This window comes from Janibacter sp. YB324, from assembly GCF_014217915.1.
GTDB classification, from domain to species: Bacteria; Actinomycetota; Actinomycetes; order Actinomycetales; family Dermatophilaceae; genus Janibacter; species Janibacter indicus.
Window position 1 is genome coordinate 3,219,942 of the sequence record NZ_CP060120.1, and the last position, 15,165, is coordinate 3,235,106.

Here is a 15,165-nt window from a genome sequence, read left to right on the forward strand (position 1 = left end):
TGGCGCGGCTGTGCAAAGTAGGCCTCTGAGGGGCCTGCCCGTCACGTGGGCTTTTCGGCTCCACCACGGTTGCATGGTGGGCATACACCAGCGACCCGCGATCTGGGAGTGTCGCGGGGCGCTGGCTCCTTCCACTTGGGCAGCCTGTGGTCGGTCATGTCACGTCCGTTGTTGCGATGCCTTCCTCACGTCGGCGAAGACCCTTGGTTCGCCGTCGGTGAGCAGCATGACCTTGTAGGGGTCGAACTCGTTGTCCTGCTCCATGCCGGGCGTCCCGACAGGCATGGCTGGCACGCTCAGGCCGCGTGCGCCCTTCGGTGGGTCGGCTAGGTACTTCAGGACGAATCGTGCCGGGACGTGTCCGACGAAGACGTCTCCGTCGGAGGTGAGCGACAGGTGGCAGGACTGCATGTCCAAGGCGATGTCATGGCGTTCCCAGACCTCGTGGAGGGCTTCGGGGTGCTCGGTGGTGATGGTGAACCCGTTGTCTTCGGCGTGGGCGACCCATCCGCCGCAGCACCCGCAGGAGGCATCCTTGTACACAGTCATCACCAGTTGTTCCGGGTCGACTCCGTAGTCGGCGACCTTTGCGGGCAACGACGTCTCTTTCGCGGTGGGCGCCGGGCCCTCGTCCGCGCAGGCGGTCAGCAAGGACGCCGACCCGATGCTGGCCAGGAGGAGGGTGCGCCGGCTGATCTGTTGGGGGGTGCGTGAACTGGTGAACATTGGATCAGGACCTTCGATGTGTGGGGGGGGCCGGCCGGCGTACAGCCGGCCGGGCCCGTTGGGAGAAATCAGAGCGAGTCGCGCAAGGTCCGCATCTCCTTGATCTCAGCGTTCTGGTCGCTGATGACGTTCTTGGACAGCTCCACCGCGTCGGGGTTCTCCCCGTCCCGGCGGTGGTCCTTGGCCATCTTCACGGCGCCTTGGTGGTGCTCGATCATCTGGTCGAGGAACAGCGTAGAGGCTTGTTCGCCGTCGGCTGCCTTGAGCTTCTTGATGTCCTCGGGGCTGACCATGCCGTCATGGCTCATCTCGTCTCCGGAGCCGGAGTCACCACCGTGGCCCTCGTGGCCCGAGTCGTCCTGACCCCAGTCCTTGAGCCAGGTCTGCATCTCCTTGATCTCTGGCCCTTGGGCCTTCTTGATCTGTTTGGCCATCTCCACCACGTCGGGGTTGACCCCGGACTTGTCGAGGATGATGTCGGACATCTCCACGGCCTGCTGGTGATGCATGATCATGCCTTCGGCGTAGGTGACGTCGGCGTCGTTGAACTGTGCCGACGCCTGGCTACTGCCGCTCTCGCTGCCGCCGTGGGAGTCGTGGCTGCTACTGCCTTGGGAGCAGCCACTGACGATGAGGGTGGCTGCCGCGGCGGTCGCCAATGTCTTGGTGATGGTGTTCTTGCGCATGCGAAATCGCGATTCCTTGTCTGGTGTCGTTGATCGGGCAGGACTGCGTCCGGCGACGCCGTGTGGCGTGCTCGGACGCGAGAGGCCTGCTCACGTTCGGATGATGCACAGCCGAATCAACGACACGCGTGACAGGTGCCCCGGTGGGGGTGGCGACTGGGCAGCGAGCCAGGTCACCCACGGGGGCTGCCATCGCCACGAGAAGCCACCACGCCGTGGCACGAGGGGCACCAGCCACAGCAGCATGAACAAGCACATCGCGGCCATCGAGCCGTGCTCGTCGCAGCCGGGGGACGGACATGAATGTGCGCCCGAGCTCGCTGGGTCTTGATGCGTTTGGTGGCTCGTGCTCGAGTCCACCTGCTGCGTGGACGCCTCGCCCGGCATCTGATGGCCGACGGAGAATCCGTGCATGGCAAGGATGCCGGCGACCACCGCGGTGGCCAGCCCCAGAACCAGTACCCCAAGGGGCTGAGGCGTGCGACCAACCTGCGTGCGCGCGCTGTGGTCGGGGGCCATGGCCCACATTCTATGGGTCGCCTGTCGTGGGATGTCGGCGGCGAGAAGGCTGTGGGCACGGTCAGGCGCTGGCTGCGATCGTGTAGCCAGCCTGCCCGATCGCTGCGTGCACGGCCTCGTCCGTGACCGTGGGCGTGGAGTGGACGGTCAGTCGCCCGTTGGGGATCTCGACGCTGACGTCGCTGACCCCTTCGATCCGCTCGACGTGGTCGCCACGATGCTGGGCGCCAACCTCGGCGGCCGGCACATCGCAACCATGGGGCCAAGCGGCTCGGCGCGGGCGGAATGGGCACGGGCGCACTGTTCGTGGTCGCCTCGGCCACTGCCCTCGGCCGGATCGAGCCCGCCGAGGACGGCGTCGCCTCGGGGCTGACCATCCCCCGCTCCGGGCGGTAGGGGCACCCACTTCCGTGTGGCTCCGCCCCGACGCCTGCCTTTCGGGGAGCGAGGCCACGCATTGACTCATACCCCTAGGGGGTATAGGTTTCAGGCATGAGCGCCAACTACGACCACCAGTTCGCGCCTGAAGGGGACACGCACGAGAGCCACCCCGAAGCCCACGTGACCGACCAGGTGCACGGGCGTCATCCGCGTGATCACCAGCCGCGGAAGGCTGGCCGCGACGCTGAGCACAGCCACGGCGAGCACCGCGGCCACGAGGGGCACGGCGACCACGTCGGGCAGTTCCGCCGCCTGTTCTGGATCATGCTTGTGCTGGCGGTCCCGGTCGTCGGCTTCAACGACATGTTCGCCGACCTCATCGGCTACGACCTGCCCGACGGAGGCTGGGTGCCGTGGGTCTCGCCCGCACTTGGCACGGCCATGTACCTGTGGGGCGGCCGGCCTTTCCTCACCGGCGCCGTGGACGAGATCCGCACTCGCCAGCCGGGGATGATGCTCCTGATCGGCCTGGCCATCACCGTGGCCTTCATCGCCTCCTGGGGCGCGAGCCTGGGCGTGCTCGACCACGAGCTGAACTTCTGGTGGGAGCTGGCCCTCCTGGTGGTCATCATGCTGCTGGGCCACTGGATCGAGATGCGTTCGCTGGCCCAGACCACCTCCGCACTGGACTCCCTGGCCGCGCTCCTGCCCGATGAGGCCGAGAAGGTGGACGGCGACGAGGTCGTCACCGTCGCACCGGCCGACTTGGTGGTCGGCGACGTCACCATCGTCCGCCCCGGGGCATCCGTGCCCGCCGACGGACGGATCGTCGACGGCTCGGCCAGCATGGACGAGTCCATGGTCACCGGCGAGTCCAAGACCGTGCGCCGCGAGAAGGGGGAGAACGTCGTCGCCGGCACCGTGGCCACCGACTCCGGCCTGCGCGTCGAGGTCACCGCCACCGGTGACGACACCGCCCTGGCCGGCATCCAGAAGCTCGTGACCGACGCCCAGGCCTCCTCCTCCCGCGCCCAGCGCATCGCCGACACCGCCGCAGCCTGGCTCTTCTGGTTCGCCCTCGGCGCCGCTGCGATCACGGCCCTCGTCTGGTCGGTGCAGGGACTGCCCGACAGCGCGGTGGTGCGCACGATCACCGTCCTCGTCATCGCCTGCCCCCACGCCCTCGGGCTGGCCATCCCGCTGGTGGTCTCCATCGCCACCGAGCGCGCCGCCCGCGGTGGCGTGCTCGTCAAGGACCGCCTGTCGCTGGAGTCGATGCGCACCGTCGATACTGTCCTCTTCGACAAGACCGGCACCCTCACCAAGGGCGAGCCCACCGTCACCGGCATCGAGGCGCACGGCGGTCACGACCAGGACCAGATCCTCGCGCTGGCGGCAGCCGCCGAGGCCGACAGTGAGCACCCGCTGGCCCGGGCCATCGTCGGGGCCGCACGCGCCCGCGAGCTTGAGGTCCCGCGCGCCGGTGACTTCTCCTCATCCCCGGCAGTGGGGGTGCGGGCGAGCGTCGACGGCACGGTGATCGAGGTCGGTGGCCCCTACCTGCTCGAGCACCACGATCTGGCGGAGCTGCCCGTCGCCCATACCTGGCGCGAGGAGGGCGCGATCATCCTCCACGTCCTCGCCGACGGCGGGGTCATCGGCGCCCTTCGCCTGGCCGACGAGGTCCGCGCCGAGTCCCGCGACGCCGTCGACGCCCTGCACGCCGCAGGCGCCCAAGTCGTGATGATCACCGGAGACGCCCAGGCGGTGGCCGATACCGTCGCCACCGAGTTGGGTATCGACCGGGTCTTCGCCGGCGTCCGCCCGCAGGACAAGGCCGCCAAGGTCACCGAGCTGCAGGACGAAGGGCGAAAGGTCGCCATGGTCGGCGACGGCGTCAACGACGCCCCCGCCCTGGCCCAAGCCGACGTCGGCATCGCCATCGGCGCCGGCACCGACGTGGCCATCGGCTCCGCGGGCGTGATCCTCGCCAGCTCCGACCCGCGCTCGGTGCTCTCGGTCATCGACCTCTCGCGAGCTTCCTACCGCAAGATGAAGCAGAACCTGTGGTGGGCCGGTGGGTACAACCTCATCTCCGTGCCACTGGCCGCGGGCGCTCTCGCCCCGGTCGGCTTCGTCCTTCCGATGAGCGTCGGCGCGATCCTCATGTCGGCCTCCACCGTCGTAGTCGCCCTCAACGCCCAGCTCCTGCGGCGCCTCGACCTGACCCCGGCACGCAGCACCGCAAAACTCCTGGGCCGCGACACCGACGAGTGAATGCGCCCTAGTGGCCCTCAGGTCCTCGCATCTTAGATAGCAGCACCTTCCCCCTCGGCAGCGAGCAGTCCACATCTTCCGTGGCGGGAGTCAACAGTGCGCTCCAACGGGCCCGGGAGACACTCCGACGGCATCTCCCACCAAACCGTTCGGACTGGGTATCGGGCAGCAGCACCCAGGAGGAGCGCGACCTTCTGACCCGGCACATCGCCGCGACCGAGGCCAGTGATATCGCCGCCCTGACCGCGCTGCTTCACGAGGACGCTCGATGCGGCCAGCAGCCAGGTGCGAGTGGGCATCACGGCCCGCACTCCGCTACATACTCGGGCCGCGGGACCATCCGGTCGGCGTGGGCACCGGCTCTTGAGGGGTCGGATGCCGCCACCCTGCGACTGGTCGGTCGTCGTCGGTCACCACCGGATGGCGGCGTCCCCCATGCTCGGCGTTTGCGCAGGTCAGCGGCTCGTTCGCCCAGTGGGCGCATCAAGCGATAGACGCAAAGCCGACGTGATGAGGTCGTCGGTTCGATTCCGACAGGCGGCTCCGGCGAACAGCCCCTGACCTGCGGAAATGCAGGGCAGTGGCTGTTCGGGTCTGGTGGTCGCGCGATGCGCTGCCCTCACGGCTCTGCCCGACACCGACGTCGCTCTCCTCTGCGACGGACCCCTCGCCGGCTGAGCGCTCGCGGCCGGCATCCTGTCCGTGTGCCGATAGGCCTCGCACCGCTCGGCAACGCAGCATGGCGTTGCGTCGCGACCTGGCGACGGCTCGGAGGGGCGCGATCGTCTCGTGCGTTGGCGGACTACGGGAGCTTGGACGCGAGGACGTCGGCCGCCATGATCTCGGGTGCTGCGCCGAGGAGGTGCTGATTGGCCATCAGGGCTGCGACGATGGCGCCGTTGGCGTGGGCGTCGCGAGCGGCCTCGTCGGGGAATGCATCGAAGATCCAGAAGGTGTCGGCGTCGGTCCTGACCGCGAACCAGACAATCGTTCCTACTTCATCGTTGGCGAGTGCGACAGCGCCGGCGAGCAGATCGGCGAGCGCGTCGTGCTGTCCATCGGCCGCGACGATCTTGGCGACGAAGGCATACGGAAGTGATGCGGGTGTGGACATGAGGGACTCTCCTTGAAATCGGGGTTCTTCGTGGGACGAGTTCAGCGTATGACGAGCGAGGGCCGATGGGGAGTGGCGTATACGGCAGTATTGCTATTGTTTGCGCCATGCGTATCGGACTCATCGCGGTCGACGGCTGCTTCGGTTCGGCTGTCGCGTCGGTCATCGACATCGTGCGGGTGGCCGACGGAGCCCGCGGCGATGTCGACCCGCGGATCGACCCGATCGAACTCGCCATCCTCGGACCGAAACGGACAGTGACCACGACGGCATCGATGACCCTGTCGGTGGACCACCCGCTGTCGGAGTCCGCAGAGTTCGACGTGGTCGTCGTCCCTGCGCTTGGAACCCTCACTGCCGCCGCTACCAACGACGCCCTACAGAGCCGAGATGTTCGTTCGGTCATCGCCTCGCTCGGGCGCCTCGACGACGCGACCACCCGGATCGCCGCGGCGTGCACCGGCGTGTTCGCCGTCGCCGAGACCGGACGGATGGATCATCGGCGGGCGACGACCAGCTGGTTCCTGGGGCCGGAGTTCCTGAAGCGCTATCCGACCGTCGCCCTCGATCTCGACACCATGGTCGTGGTCGACGGGAACCTCGTCACCGCCGGCGCCGCCTTCGCCCACATCGACCTCGCGCTCTCACTCGTGCGATCGATCAGCCCCGACCTGGCCCAACATGTCGCCAAGCTCCTCATCATCGACGAGCGCCCGTCGCAGGCGGCCTTCGTCGCCTACGAACATCTCCGGCACGAGGACCCGATCGTCGTCGAGTTCGAACGCTTCGTGCGCGCCCGCCTGGACGAACCGTTCAACGTCGCCTTCGTCGCGCAGTCACTTGGCACCAGCCGGCGCACCCTCGAACGACGAGTCCGTGCGGCGCTCAACCTCACTCCGCTCGGCTTCGTCCAACGGCTTCGCATCGAACGAGCTCGGCACCTCTCAGCAACCACGGACCTCACCTCCGCCCAGGCCGAGGGGGGCCGTGTCGCCTGGCTGGCCCTCGTGCCCGGCTGTGTCCATGTTGTCTCCTTCGTCGTGATGGGTGTTCTGTGCGGTGTCTTCTGCCCAGCTCTGCACGGTCTCCTCGGGGATGACCGCGTTCGCCGTGAATCCAGCCACGGCGAACACGGCCACGAGGACCAGCCCGTACAGGCCCAGCCGTGCAGGTGCCTTCATCTCAGCTCCTGACGGCGGTGTATCCTGCCTCGTCGACCGCCGCGACCACCGCGGCGTCCTCAACCGGTTGAGTGGCGGTCACAGCCAGGCGACCGGTAGCCGCGCTGACGTCGATGTCGGTGACGCCGGGGATCTCGAAGACCTCGGTGCGGATCGCGGCCTCGCAGTGTCCGCAGCTCATTCCGGTCACCTGGTACTCGGTCGTGTTCGTGCTCATGACCAAAACTCCTTCACTCGTGTATGACTTTCTTTGATTTATACCCCTAGGGGGTATAGATCAATGCGTGGGTGCTGGTGATGACTTCCGCGGGCGTCCGGGGATGGCGATGCTGGCGATGACGGTCGCGGCGATCGCGGCGATCGCGGCGGCCAGGAACGCCTGCTGGAACCCGGTGTCGCCGCCACTGGTCAGGCTGACGGCGGCGATGCTGGAGACGGTCGCGACGCCGACCGAGGCGCCGATCTCGTGGAAGGTGCTCAGCAGCCCGGATGCAATGCCGGCCTCCTCCGGCGCGACGTTTCCGAGCGCGGTTGCGGAGGCGACCACGAAGAGCGCACCGATGCCGAGCGAGCCGAAGCTGATCCCGATGGTCGTGGTCAGGGTGGTCGACCACAGTGCGGGAACGAGCAGCCCGATGGCGCCGACGGTCATGCCGATCGCGCCGAGCCTGCGGGCGCCGAGCCTACCAACGAGCTTTCCTGCCACCTGCGCGCCGACCATCGTCGCCAGGGCGACGGGCAGGAACAGCAGGCCGGTAACGAGCGGGCCGTAGCCGGCGTACTGCTGGAAGTAGAAGGTGCCGAGGAAGAACACCGCAACCATCAGCGCGGTGGCAATCCCGAGCACGAACACGCCAGAGAACACCGGACGCCTGCCGAGCAGGGAGAGGTTCATCAGCGGCGAGCTCGTCGTGTTCTGCCACCAACCGAACAGCAGGTAGAGCGCCACCGCGATCCCCGCGATGATGAGCGCCCGCGGCGCGGTCCACCCAATCTCCCCTGCGACGGTGAGTGCGTAGATCGCCAGACCCGTGGCACCGGTCACAAGAACGGCGCCGAGGACGTCCAGGCGTGCGCGGGCACCGGGCTGCGGCGGCAGCGGCGGGAGGACGCGCAGCAGGCCGATCAAGACGATCGCGCCCACGGGCACGTTGATGAAGAACACCCACGGCCAGCCTGGGCCGGCCGTGATGAGCCCGCCGAGCAGCACGCCGACGGCGGCCCCGCCACCACCCAGCGCCGACCAGATGCCCAGCGCTCGGTTGCGCTCATCGCCCTCGAACAGCCGCACCACCACGGACAGCGCCGCCGGGGAGAGCATGGCCGCTCCGATCCCCTGAGCGATGCGCCCCGCGAGCAGCACGGTTCCGCTGTCGGCGAAACCGGCGGCCAGGGAACCGGCGACGAAGGTAAGCAGGCCGGAATAGACGATGCGTTTGGCGCCGAACAGGTCAGCGCTTCGGCCACCGAGGAGCATCAGCCCGCCGAAGGTGACCGTGTATGCCGCGACGACCCAGGTCAGGGCCTCGCGGGAGAGCGCCAGGTCCGCCTCCATCTGTGGCAGTGCGATCGCGACGACGGTCACGTCGAGGATCAGCATGAACTGGGCCGTGCCCAGCAAGGCGAGCGCCAGCCAGCGTCTGGGGTAGGCCGACGTCGTGCTGTCGGGTTGTGTGCGTGTGGTCATCTCCGACTCCTAAGTCAATCAGTAGGGTACGAGTTGTAACGGCTACACTATCTCATACATTCCAGTACGACTTACGAGGTGGACGATGCCGACGAAGAAGGCTCAGACGACACGAGGCACCCGACGCGCCCCTGCGACAGGTAGCCGTGTCGCCAATCAGCGGGCCGACGCCCAGCGCAACCGGGCGAAGATCTTGGCGGCGACCGTCATCGCGATCCGGAAGAATCCCGACGCTTCGGTTGCCGACATCGCCGCGGAGGCCGGAGTGGGGCGGATGACCCTGTACGGGCACTTCCAGACCCGCGCCGAGCTCATCGAGGCCGCCCTAGTCGACAGCCTCGAACGCGCCGAAGAGGTACTGAGCGAGATCCCCCTCGACGGTGACGCGGGCGAGGCGTTCCAGCGGCTGGTGGCCTCCAGCTGGATGTTCGTCGACCAGTCCCGCGCCCTGCTGGCCACAGCGCAGAAGGAGCTCTCGGCGGCGCGCATCCGCGAGCTGCACGAGAAGGCCGAAGCCCGCATGCGCGGTCTGCTGCTGCGCGGTCAGCGCGAGGGCGCCTTCCGCGTCGACCTACCGGTGACCTGGCTGCTGACCACCACGCACGTCGTGCTGAACGGTGCAGCCGAGGAAGTGCGCATCGGCAGGCTCGATCCCGACGACGCGCCCTGGTTCATCGACGCGATCCTGCTGCCGGCCTTCACTGCAACGGAGACGGGAGAACGATGAGCTCTCCTCGGATCGGAATCATCGGCGCCGGCGCGGCAGGAACCTCTGCCGCGAGAAGTCTGCACACTTTGGGAGCCGATGCCGAGGTCGAGCTCTTCACCCGTACCTGGCGTGCCGGACCGGCCGCAGATCTCAGGCATGGACGAGCAGTACTGAGCTGCCTCGTCTACAGCAGCAGTGGCGTCTCCAGAGCCGTCCACAGGGGGCCTGCGAGGATCCCGAGTGCCAGGCTCGCGGAGGCAGCGGCAGCGGCGGTGGCCGCGGGCCAGATGGCCTCCCCGACCAGGCGCGGAGCTTGAGGAGAGTCCGGCACCGGACGGGCAAAGACGGGGCCGAACCAGCGCAGGTAATAGAAGAGGCTGAGCAGGCTGTTGAGCATCACGACCAGGGCCAGCCAGCCGTGCCCGCCGTCCCAGGCGGCGGTGGCGGTGGTGAGCTTGCCGACGAACACGGCCGTCGGTGGGGTGCCCACCAGTCCGAGCAGCGCGACGAGCAGTGCCAGCGCGAGCCCGGGGCGGGCGCGGGCTAGGCCGCGGTAGGCGGTCAAGTCCCGGTACTCGGGAAGGGCCGCGGTGACGGCGAAGGCGGCAACGTTGGTCAGGGCGTACGCGGCCAGGTAGAAAAGGAGCGAGGGCAGGGCGAGATCACTGCGCCCCGCGGCGGCCACGGGCACGAGCAGGAACCCGACCTGGGAGACCGTCGACCAGCCCAGCAGCCGGCGTGGATCGCGCTGCCAGTAGGCGGCCAGATTGCCCAGGAACATCGATGCCGTGGCCAGTACCGCCACGACGACCAGCCAGGACTCGTTCCCGGCAGAGACCATGGCCATCAGCCGGTACACGGCCACCAGCGCTCCAATCTTGGGCACGGTGGTCAGGAAGGTCGCGGCGGTGACACCGGCACCTTGGGCGGCGTCGGGCACCCAGAAGTGGACGGGCACCCCGCCGGCCTTGAAGAGCAACCCGACGAGCACACACAACACGCCTGCGCCCACGGCTGCGCCCGGCGCCCCAGGCAGTTCCTCCTTGAGCCGGGCGTAGTCGGTGGCGCCGGTCAGGGCGTAGAGCACGGTGACCCCGAGCATGAGCAGGATGCCCGAAAGGGCCCCCATGAGGTAGGTCTTCAAGGCCGCCTCGGCCCCGGTGCGCCCGCCGGTGAGTCCCACGACCCCGTACAAGGGAATGCTGGCGAGGAGGAATCCGACGATGAGCACGAGCAGATCGGTGGTTCCGGCCAGGACCATGACCCCCGTGGTGGCGAAAAGCAGCAGTGCGTAGGTGTCGGACTCGCGGGCTGAACCAGCGATCTCCCCGGAGGCCACGCCCAAGATCAGCAGGGTGGTCAGTGCGGCGATCACCCGGGCGGCGCCGGTGGCGGTGTCCACGGCAAAGGTTCCGGAGAACGCGGTCTGAGCGGGCCCGGCCATGGCCAGGACCGCTGCGGTCGCGGCGCCCAGCAGCGCGAGGGCGGCCACGGCGCGGGCGATCCACTGACGGTCTCGGGGGAGGAATGACCCGCCCAGCAGGACGATGAGGCCACCGATGAAGGTGGTGATCTCTGGTAGTAGCAGTGCCGGTTGCATCTGCATCGAGCCGTCCATCCGCTATCTCCCGACGAGGTCGACGAGGGCGGCGGAGGCCGGCTCGATCACCCCGAGCAGCACCTGGGGCAACACCCCGATGAGCAGCGACAGGGCCAGCAATGGACCGATCGACCACAGCTCCCGGCCGTGTAGGTCTGCAAATCCGGGCGATTGGCCCTGCGTGGGGCCGGTGAAGACTCGCTGCAGCGCTAGCAGGAACAAGGCGGCGGTGACCAAGATGCCCGGCAGAGCGATCGCGGTGACCGGGGCGACTGCGATGCTGCCGGCAAAGATCTGGAACTCAGCGATGAACCCGGACAATCCGGGCAGGCCCAGCGAGGCGAACGCCGCCACCGCGAACAGCGTCGCGTAGCGCGGTGCAGGCTTGGCCAGACCGCCGTAGGAACCCAAGTCGTAGGTGCCGGCGCGGGTGTGCATCACCCCGGCCAGGAGGAAGAGCGCGGCGGTGATCAGCCCATGGCTGACCATCTGCACGACCGCGCCGGTGACTGCCACCGAACGGGCTTGGGCGGAGTTGTCGACGACGAGGCCGACCGCACCCAGGGCGAGGACGATGTAGCCCATGTGGTTCACGGAGGTGTAGGCGATCATCCGTTTGAGGTTGGTCTGGGCCAGTGCCACGAACGCTCCGTACAGGACGGAGACGATGCCGATCACCACGATCGCCCAGGCCCATGCGCGCCAGGCCTCGGGCAGGATCGGCATGGCGATGCGCACGAAGCCGTAGGTCCCCATCTTCAGCAGCACGCCTGCCAGCACGGCCGAGCCGGTGGCCGGTGCGTCGGTGTGGGCTGGGGGCAGCCAGGTGTGGAACGGCACGGTGGGGGTCTTCACGGCCAGACCCACGAGGATCGCCGCGAGCACCAGCCCTCCGGCCAGCGGGTTGTCCTCCAAGGGCGCGGCCGCGACGAGCTCGGGGATGTCGAAGGTGTGCGGATCCGAAGCCACGTACAGCCCGATGAATCCCAGCAGCAGGGCGAGAGATCCCAGGAACGTGTAGAGGAAGAACTTCAGCGCGGATCGGGCGGCGTTCCCGTGGCCCCAGCCGGCGATCACGAAGTACATGCCCACGATGGACAGATCGAAGAACACGAAGAACAAGATGAGGTCGGCGGCCACGAACACCCCGAGACTCACGCCCTGCAGGAACAGGAACAGTGCCGTCTGCGCGCGGGGCCGTTCCCAGTCGCGAAGGGCGTAGACGGCACAGGCGAAGAAGACGACCGCCGTCATGGCCACCAGCGGCAACGACAGCCCGTCCACGCCAACGTGGTAGCTACTGCCGACCCCCGGGATCCACGGCACCTGCTCCTCGAAGGCCAACCCATTCGATCCGGGGTCTTCGTAGCCGGCCCAGAGCACGCCGACGAGTACCAGTTCCACGGCGCTTACCGCGACCCACACCCACCGAGCGGCTGCGGCGCCGAGCGTGGGAACCGCAGCCACGACCGCGGCGACGACCAAGGGAAGGAAGACGATCAGACTCAGCATGCTCAACCCATCACGGAGTAGACGGACCAGACCACGGCGCCTGCGGCGAGGACGGCGACGGTCTGAAGGAAGTACTGGTGGATGGCCCCTGTCTGCGGGGCCCGTGCCAAGTGTCCGAGGCGGCGGACCCGTCCGGCGACGGATGCAACGGCCCGGTCCACCACGACGTCATCGACGCGCGCGGCGACCCGCGCCAGCACAAGGGCTGCCCCAGCCAGGGCATTTACAACCCTGTCCACCACGAGGTCATCGACGCGCGCGGCGACCCGCGCCAGCACAAGGGCCGTCCCAGCCAGAGCATTCACGGCCCTGTCCAGGACGTGGTCGTCGAACCGCGCCAGAGTGCGTGCCAAGGCCAAGGACGGACGCACGACGACTCCCTGCGCAGCCGCTTCCAGCCCCAACCACCCGAGCGCCCATCTCGGCGCAGGGGCACGCAGCCGCAGCATCAGCAGCACCACGACCACCGCGATCACGGCAGAGACGGCCAGTTCGACAGTTGGGACCTCACCGCGACCGCCCACTGCGTCGGCGAGCAGGCCACCGATCGGAGGCAGAGCGAGCACACCCAGGACGGCCGCACCAAGGGCGAGCATGACCAGCGGCGCCTGCTCCCAGGCGCTCACCTCATTGGCGCCGTCAACCCGGACTCCCGCGTGAGAGTCGCGCCGCCAGATCGCCCACAGTGCCTTGCCGGCATAGGCGGCCGACAATGCCGCGGCCAGTAACCCTGCGGCGTAGAGCCACGGGGATGTCTCGAGCGCAGCGGTGAGCACGGCCTCCTTGGTCGCCCACAAGGACAGCGGCGCGACCCCGGCCAAGGCCAACGCCGCCACGCTCGCGGCCACACCCACGACCGGCCACCGACGGGCGACACCCCGTAGTTTCGTGAACTCCTCGGTGCCCAGTGCCGTCAGCCACGCACCCGCGGCCAGGAACAGCAGAGCTTTGACCCAGGCGTGCGCCACCAGGTGGGCGGCGCCGCCGCTGACTGTGCCCACGCCGGCGGCGAGCACCACGAAGCCCAGCTGGGCGGCCGTGGAGGCGGCCAACAGCTGCTTGAGCTCCCGCTGCGCCAACGCCACGATCCCCATGAGCACCGCCGTGGACACGCCGACCCACGCAGTGAGCGGCCCGGCCCAGGCGGTCGAGGCCAGCAGGGGCTCCACGCGCAACAGCAGGTATCCGCCCATCGCGACCATCGCTGCGGAGTGCAGCAGCGCGCTGACTGGGCTGGGTCCTTTCATCGCTCCGGAGAGCCAGAAGGAAAAGGGCAGCTGCGCTGCCTTGCCCAATGCCGCCACCACGATCCCGGCGGCGGCGACGTGCCGCCACGATCCCTGCGCGGCCGGGAGGTCGGCCAAGGCCATCCCCGTCCCTCCGGCCAAGGCAGCGCCCGCAGCGACGTAGAGGCCCAGGTCGGCCGTGCGGGTCGTGACGAACGCAGTGAGGCCTGCTGAGACGCGGTCAACATCTCGCCACCAAAAGCCGATCAGGGCGTAGGAAGTCGCGCCCATCACCTCCCAGGCGAACAGCAGTGCCGGGATGCTGGCGGCGGTCGCAGTGACCAGGGCGGCCGCCGAGAAGATGAGCATCAGCCCGTGGAAGCGACCCTGGGACTCTCGAATGTTCCCGGCCGAGAAGACGAGGACGAAGAAGGTGACTGTGGTGATCATCGGCACGATCAGCGCGGCGAGAGCGTCGACGTCCAGCGCGAAGTCAGCGCCCACGATGAAGGGGTACGACACGGCCGGGCGAGTCAGCGCAGTGCCGAGCGCCAGGGCAGTCGCGAGCCCTGAGGTCACCAGAGCAATCGGTGCCGCGGCGCGGTGCGGGCGCAGAAGGGCGAGTGCACCGCCAACGGTGGCTGGGAGCACCACCATGGCCACGAGTGCGGTCTGGGCGCCGGTCATCGGGACAGTTCCTGGGCCATGTCGGTCATGTCCGTCTGCTGCCGGCGATGCAGCAGCGTGGCCACGGCGAAGCCCATGGCCATTTCCACCGTCATCGCGGCCAGCACCACCAGCAGCAGGACCTGCCCGGAAGGGTCCGGGGCGAGGAAGAACCAGAATCCTGCGGCAGCCAGGAGCACTCCGTTGATCATCAGCTCAAGCCCCATCATCACCATCACGACGACCTGCTGGGACAGGGCACCATAAAGACCTACCGCGAACAGTGCGGCAGCCACCACGAGCACGGCTTCGAGGGTCATCGGCCCGCATTTCCCCGTTGTGGGCCCTCGGCCGGGCGACGCTGCAGATCATCGCCGAACCGGTCATAGCGGGTGCGGTGGGCAGCCAGGACCACCCCGGCCACGATCGTTGCGACCATGACCGGCCCCAGCACGGCCATGACCAGCATCTTCTCGCCCATGATCTCCAGACCGAGGGCGCGAGTCAGGTCGTCGGGGGCGGCGCCGCGGCGCTGCGGCCAAGGGATGAGCAGGGCACCACCGGCCAGCAGCACGAAGGCCCCGACCGATGCGCCGATCGCCGTCTTCTTTCCGTGGGTCATGTCCATGGGCATCAGCGCCGGATTCATGCCCATGAACATCACCATGTAGATGGCCATCACAGCCATCTCCATCACCATCATCAGGATCGTGATCAGCCCGAGGTAGCCCTGTTGCAGCAGGAGGATCTGTATGCCCACGGCGATGAACGAGAGGGCCAGTGCGTACGTGGCTCGAGCCATGGAGTCCACCACGAACACGGCGACGCCCGAGGCCACAGCCGCTACGGCCAGCGTCCAGAACGCGACTCCGGTCAGCACG

14 protein-coding genes and 1 pseudogene are annotated in these 15,165 nt (G+C 68.4%); 3 read left to right on the forward strand and 12 right to left on the reverse strand.

Annotated features, from left to right (window positions below; genetic code table 11):
• Positions 1-159 precede the first annotated feature (159 nt).
• From H7A72_RS15840 to H7A72_RS15850, 4 genes are all read right to left on the reverse strand, one after another.
• Positions 160-726: a DUF411 domain-containing protein gene (locus tag H7A72_RS15840; protein WP_185221136.1), complete on the reverse strand. Its 567-nt coding sequence runs from the start codon at positions 724-726 to the stop codon at positions 160-162.
• Positions 727-794: 68 nt separating this feature from the next.
• On the reverse strand, positions 795-1,412 hold the full coding sequence (locus tag H7A72_RS15845) for a DUF305 domain-containing protein (RefSeq protein ID WP_185221137.1): 618 nt from the start codon (positions 1,410-1,412) through the stop codon (positions 795-797).
• A gap of 90 nt (positions 1,413-1,502) precedes the next feature.
• Complete coding sequence (locus H7A72_RS17285) at positions 1,503-1,940, reverse strand: DUF6153 family protein (RefSeq protein ID WP_370543541.1); 438 nt, start codon at positions 1,938-1,940, stop codon at positions 1,503-1,505.
• Between the two features lie 52 nt (positions 1,941-1,992).
• Positions 1,993-2,178 carry a heavy-metal-associated domain-containing protein gene (locus tag H7A72_RS15850; RefSeq protein ID WP_084453157.1) on the reverse strand — a complete coding sequence of 62 codons (186 nt, stop codon included), beginning with the start codon at positions 2,176-2,178 and terminating at the stop codon, positions 1,993-1,995.
• Between the two features lie 245 nt (positions 2,179-2,423).
• Between H7A72_RS15850 and H7A72_RS15855 the strand changes: the two genes are divergently transcribed.
• A complete protein-coding gene (locus H7A72_RS15855) occupies positions 2,424-4,589 on the forward strand; it encodes a heavy metal translocating P-type ATPase (protein WP_370543542.1) in 2,166 nt (721 codons plus the stop codon).
• 802 nt (positions 4,590-5,391) lie between these two features.
• Here H7A72_RS15855 and H7A72_RS15860 read toward each other — a convergent pair.
• Entirely contained in the window at positions 5,392-5,703 is a 312-nt protein-coding gene (locus tag H7A72_RS15860; protein ID WP_185221138.1) for a putative quinol monooxygenase, read from the reverse strand.
• A gap of 107 nt (positions 5,704-5,810) precedes the next feature.
• Between H7A72_RS15860 and H7A72_RS15865 the strand changes: the two are divergent.
• Positions 5,811-6,677 (forward strand): annotated as a pseudogene (locus H7A72_RS15865) (GlxA family transcriptional regulator); the annotation flags it as partial.
• 208 nt (positions 6,678-6,885) lie between these two features.
• Here H7A72_RS15865 and H7A72_RS15870 read toward each other — a convergent pair.
• Together H7A72_RS15870 and H7A72_RS15875 are read right to left on the reverse strand one after the other, a co-directional pair.
• A complete protein-coding gene (locus H7A72_RS15870) occupies positions 6,886-7,101 on the reverse strand; it encodes a heavy-metal-associated domain-containing protein (protein ID WP_084453100.1) in 216 nt (71 codons plus the stop codon).
• Between the two features lie 60 nt (positions 7,102-7,161).
• The gene (locus tag H7A72_RS15875; protein WP_084453102.1) at positions 7,162-8,571 is read right to left on the reverse strand and encodes an MFS transporter; all 1,410 of its coding nucleotides are present in this window, start codon (positions 8,569-8,571) and stop codon (positions 7,162-7,164) included.
• A gap of 85 nt (positions 8,572-8,656) precedes the next feature.
• On the opposite strand from H7A72_RS15875, the gene H7A72_RS15880 reads away from it, so the two are divergent.
• Positions 8,657-9,298, forward strand: coding sequence for a TetR/AcrR family transcriptional regulator (locus H7A72_RS15880; RefSeq protein ID WP_084453103.1), 642 nt, complete (start codon positions 8,657-8,659; stop codon positions 9,296-9,298).
• 166 nt (positions 9,299-9,464) lie between these two features.
• On the opposite strand, the gene H7A72_RS15885 is transcribed toward H7A72_RS15880, so the two are convergent.
• Genes H7A72_RS15885 through H7A72_RS15905 form a run of 5 tightly spaced genes read right to left on the reverse strand, consistent with a single transcriptional unit; the run spans position 9,465 to position 15,164 of the window.
• Positions 9,465-10,898 carry an NADH-quinone oxidoreductase subunit N gene (locus tag H7A72_RS15885; protein ID WP_185221139.1) on the reverse strand — a complete coding sequence of 478 codons (1,434 nt, stop codon included), beginning with the start codon at positions 10,896-10,898 and terminating at the stop codon, positions 9,465-9,467.
• Positions 10,899-10,901: 3 nt separating this feature from the next.
• Positions 10,902-12,392: a NuoM family protein gene (locus H7A72_RS15890; protein WP_084453104.1), complete on the reverse strand. Its 1,491-nt coding sequence runs from the start codon at positions 12,390-12,392 to the stop codon at positions 10,902-10,904.
• A 2-nt stretch (positions 12,393-12,394) separates the two neighbouring features.
• Complete coding sequence (locus tag H7A72_RS15895; protein ID WP_185221140.1) at positions 12,395-14,305, reverse strand: proton-conducting transporter membrane subunit; 1,911 nt, start codon at positions 14,303-14,305, stop codon at positions 12,395-12,397.
• Complete coding sequence (locus tag H7A72_RS15900) at positions 14,302-14,604, reverse strand: NADH-quinone oxidoreductase subunit K (RefSeq protein ID WP_084453106.1); 303 nt, start codon at positions 14,602-14,604, stop codon at positions 14,302-14,304. The genes H7A72_RS15895 and H7A72_RS15900 overlap by 4 nt, the downstream gene beginning before the upstream one ends.
• A complete protein-coding gene (locus tag H7A72_RS15905; RefSeq protein ID WP_084453108.1) occupies positions 14,601-15,164 on the reverse strand; it encodes an NADH-quinone oxidoreductase subunit J in 564 nt (187 codons plus the stop codon). The genes H7A72_RS15900 and H7A72_RS15905 overlap by 4 nt, the downstream gene beginning before the upstream one ends.
• Between the last annotated feature and the right edge of the window lies 1 nt (position 15,165).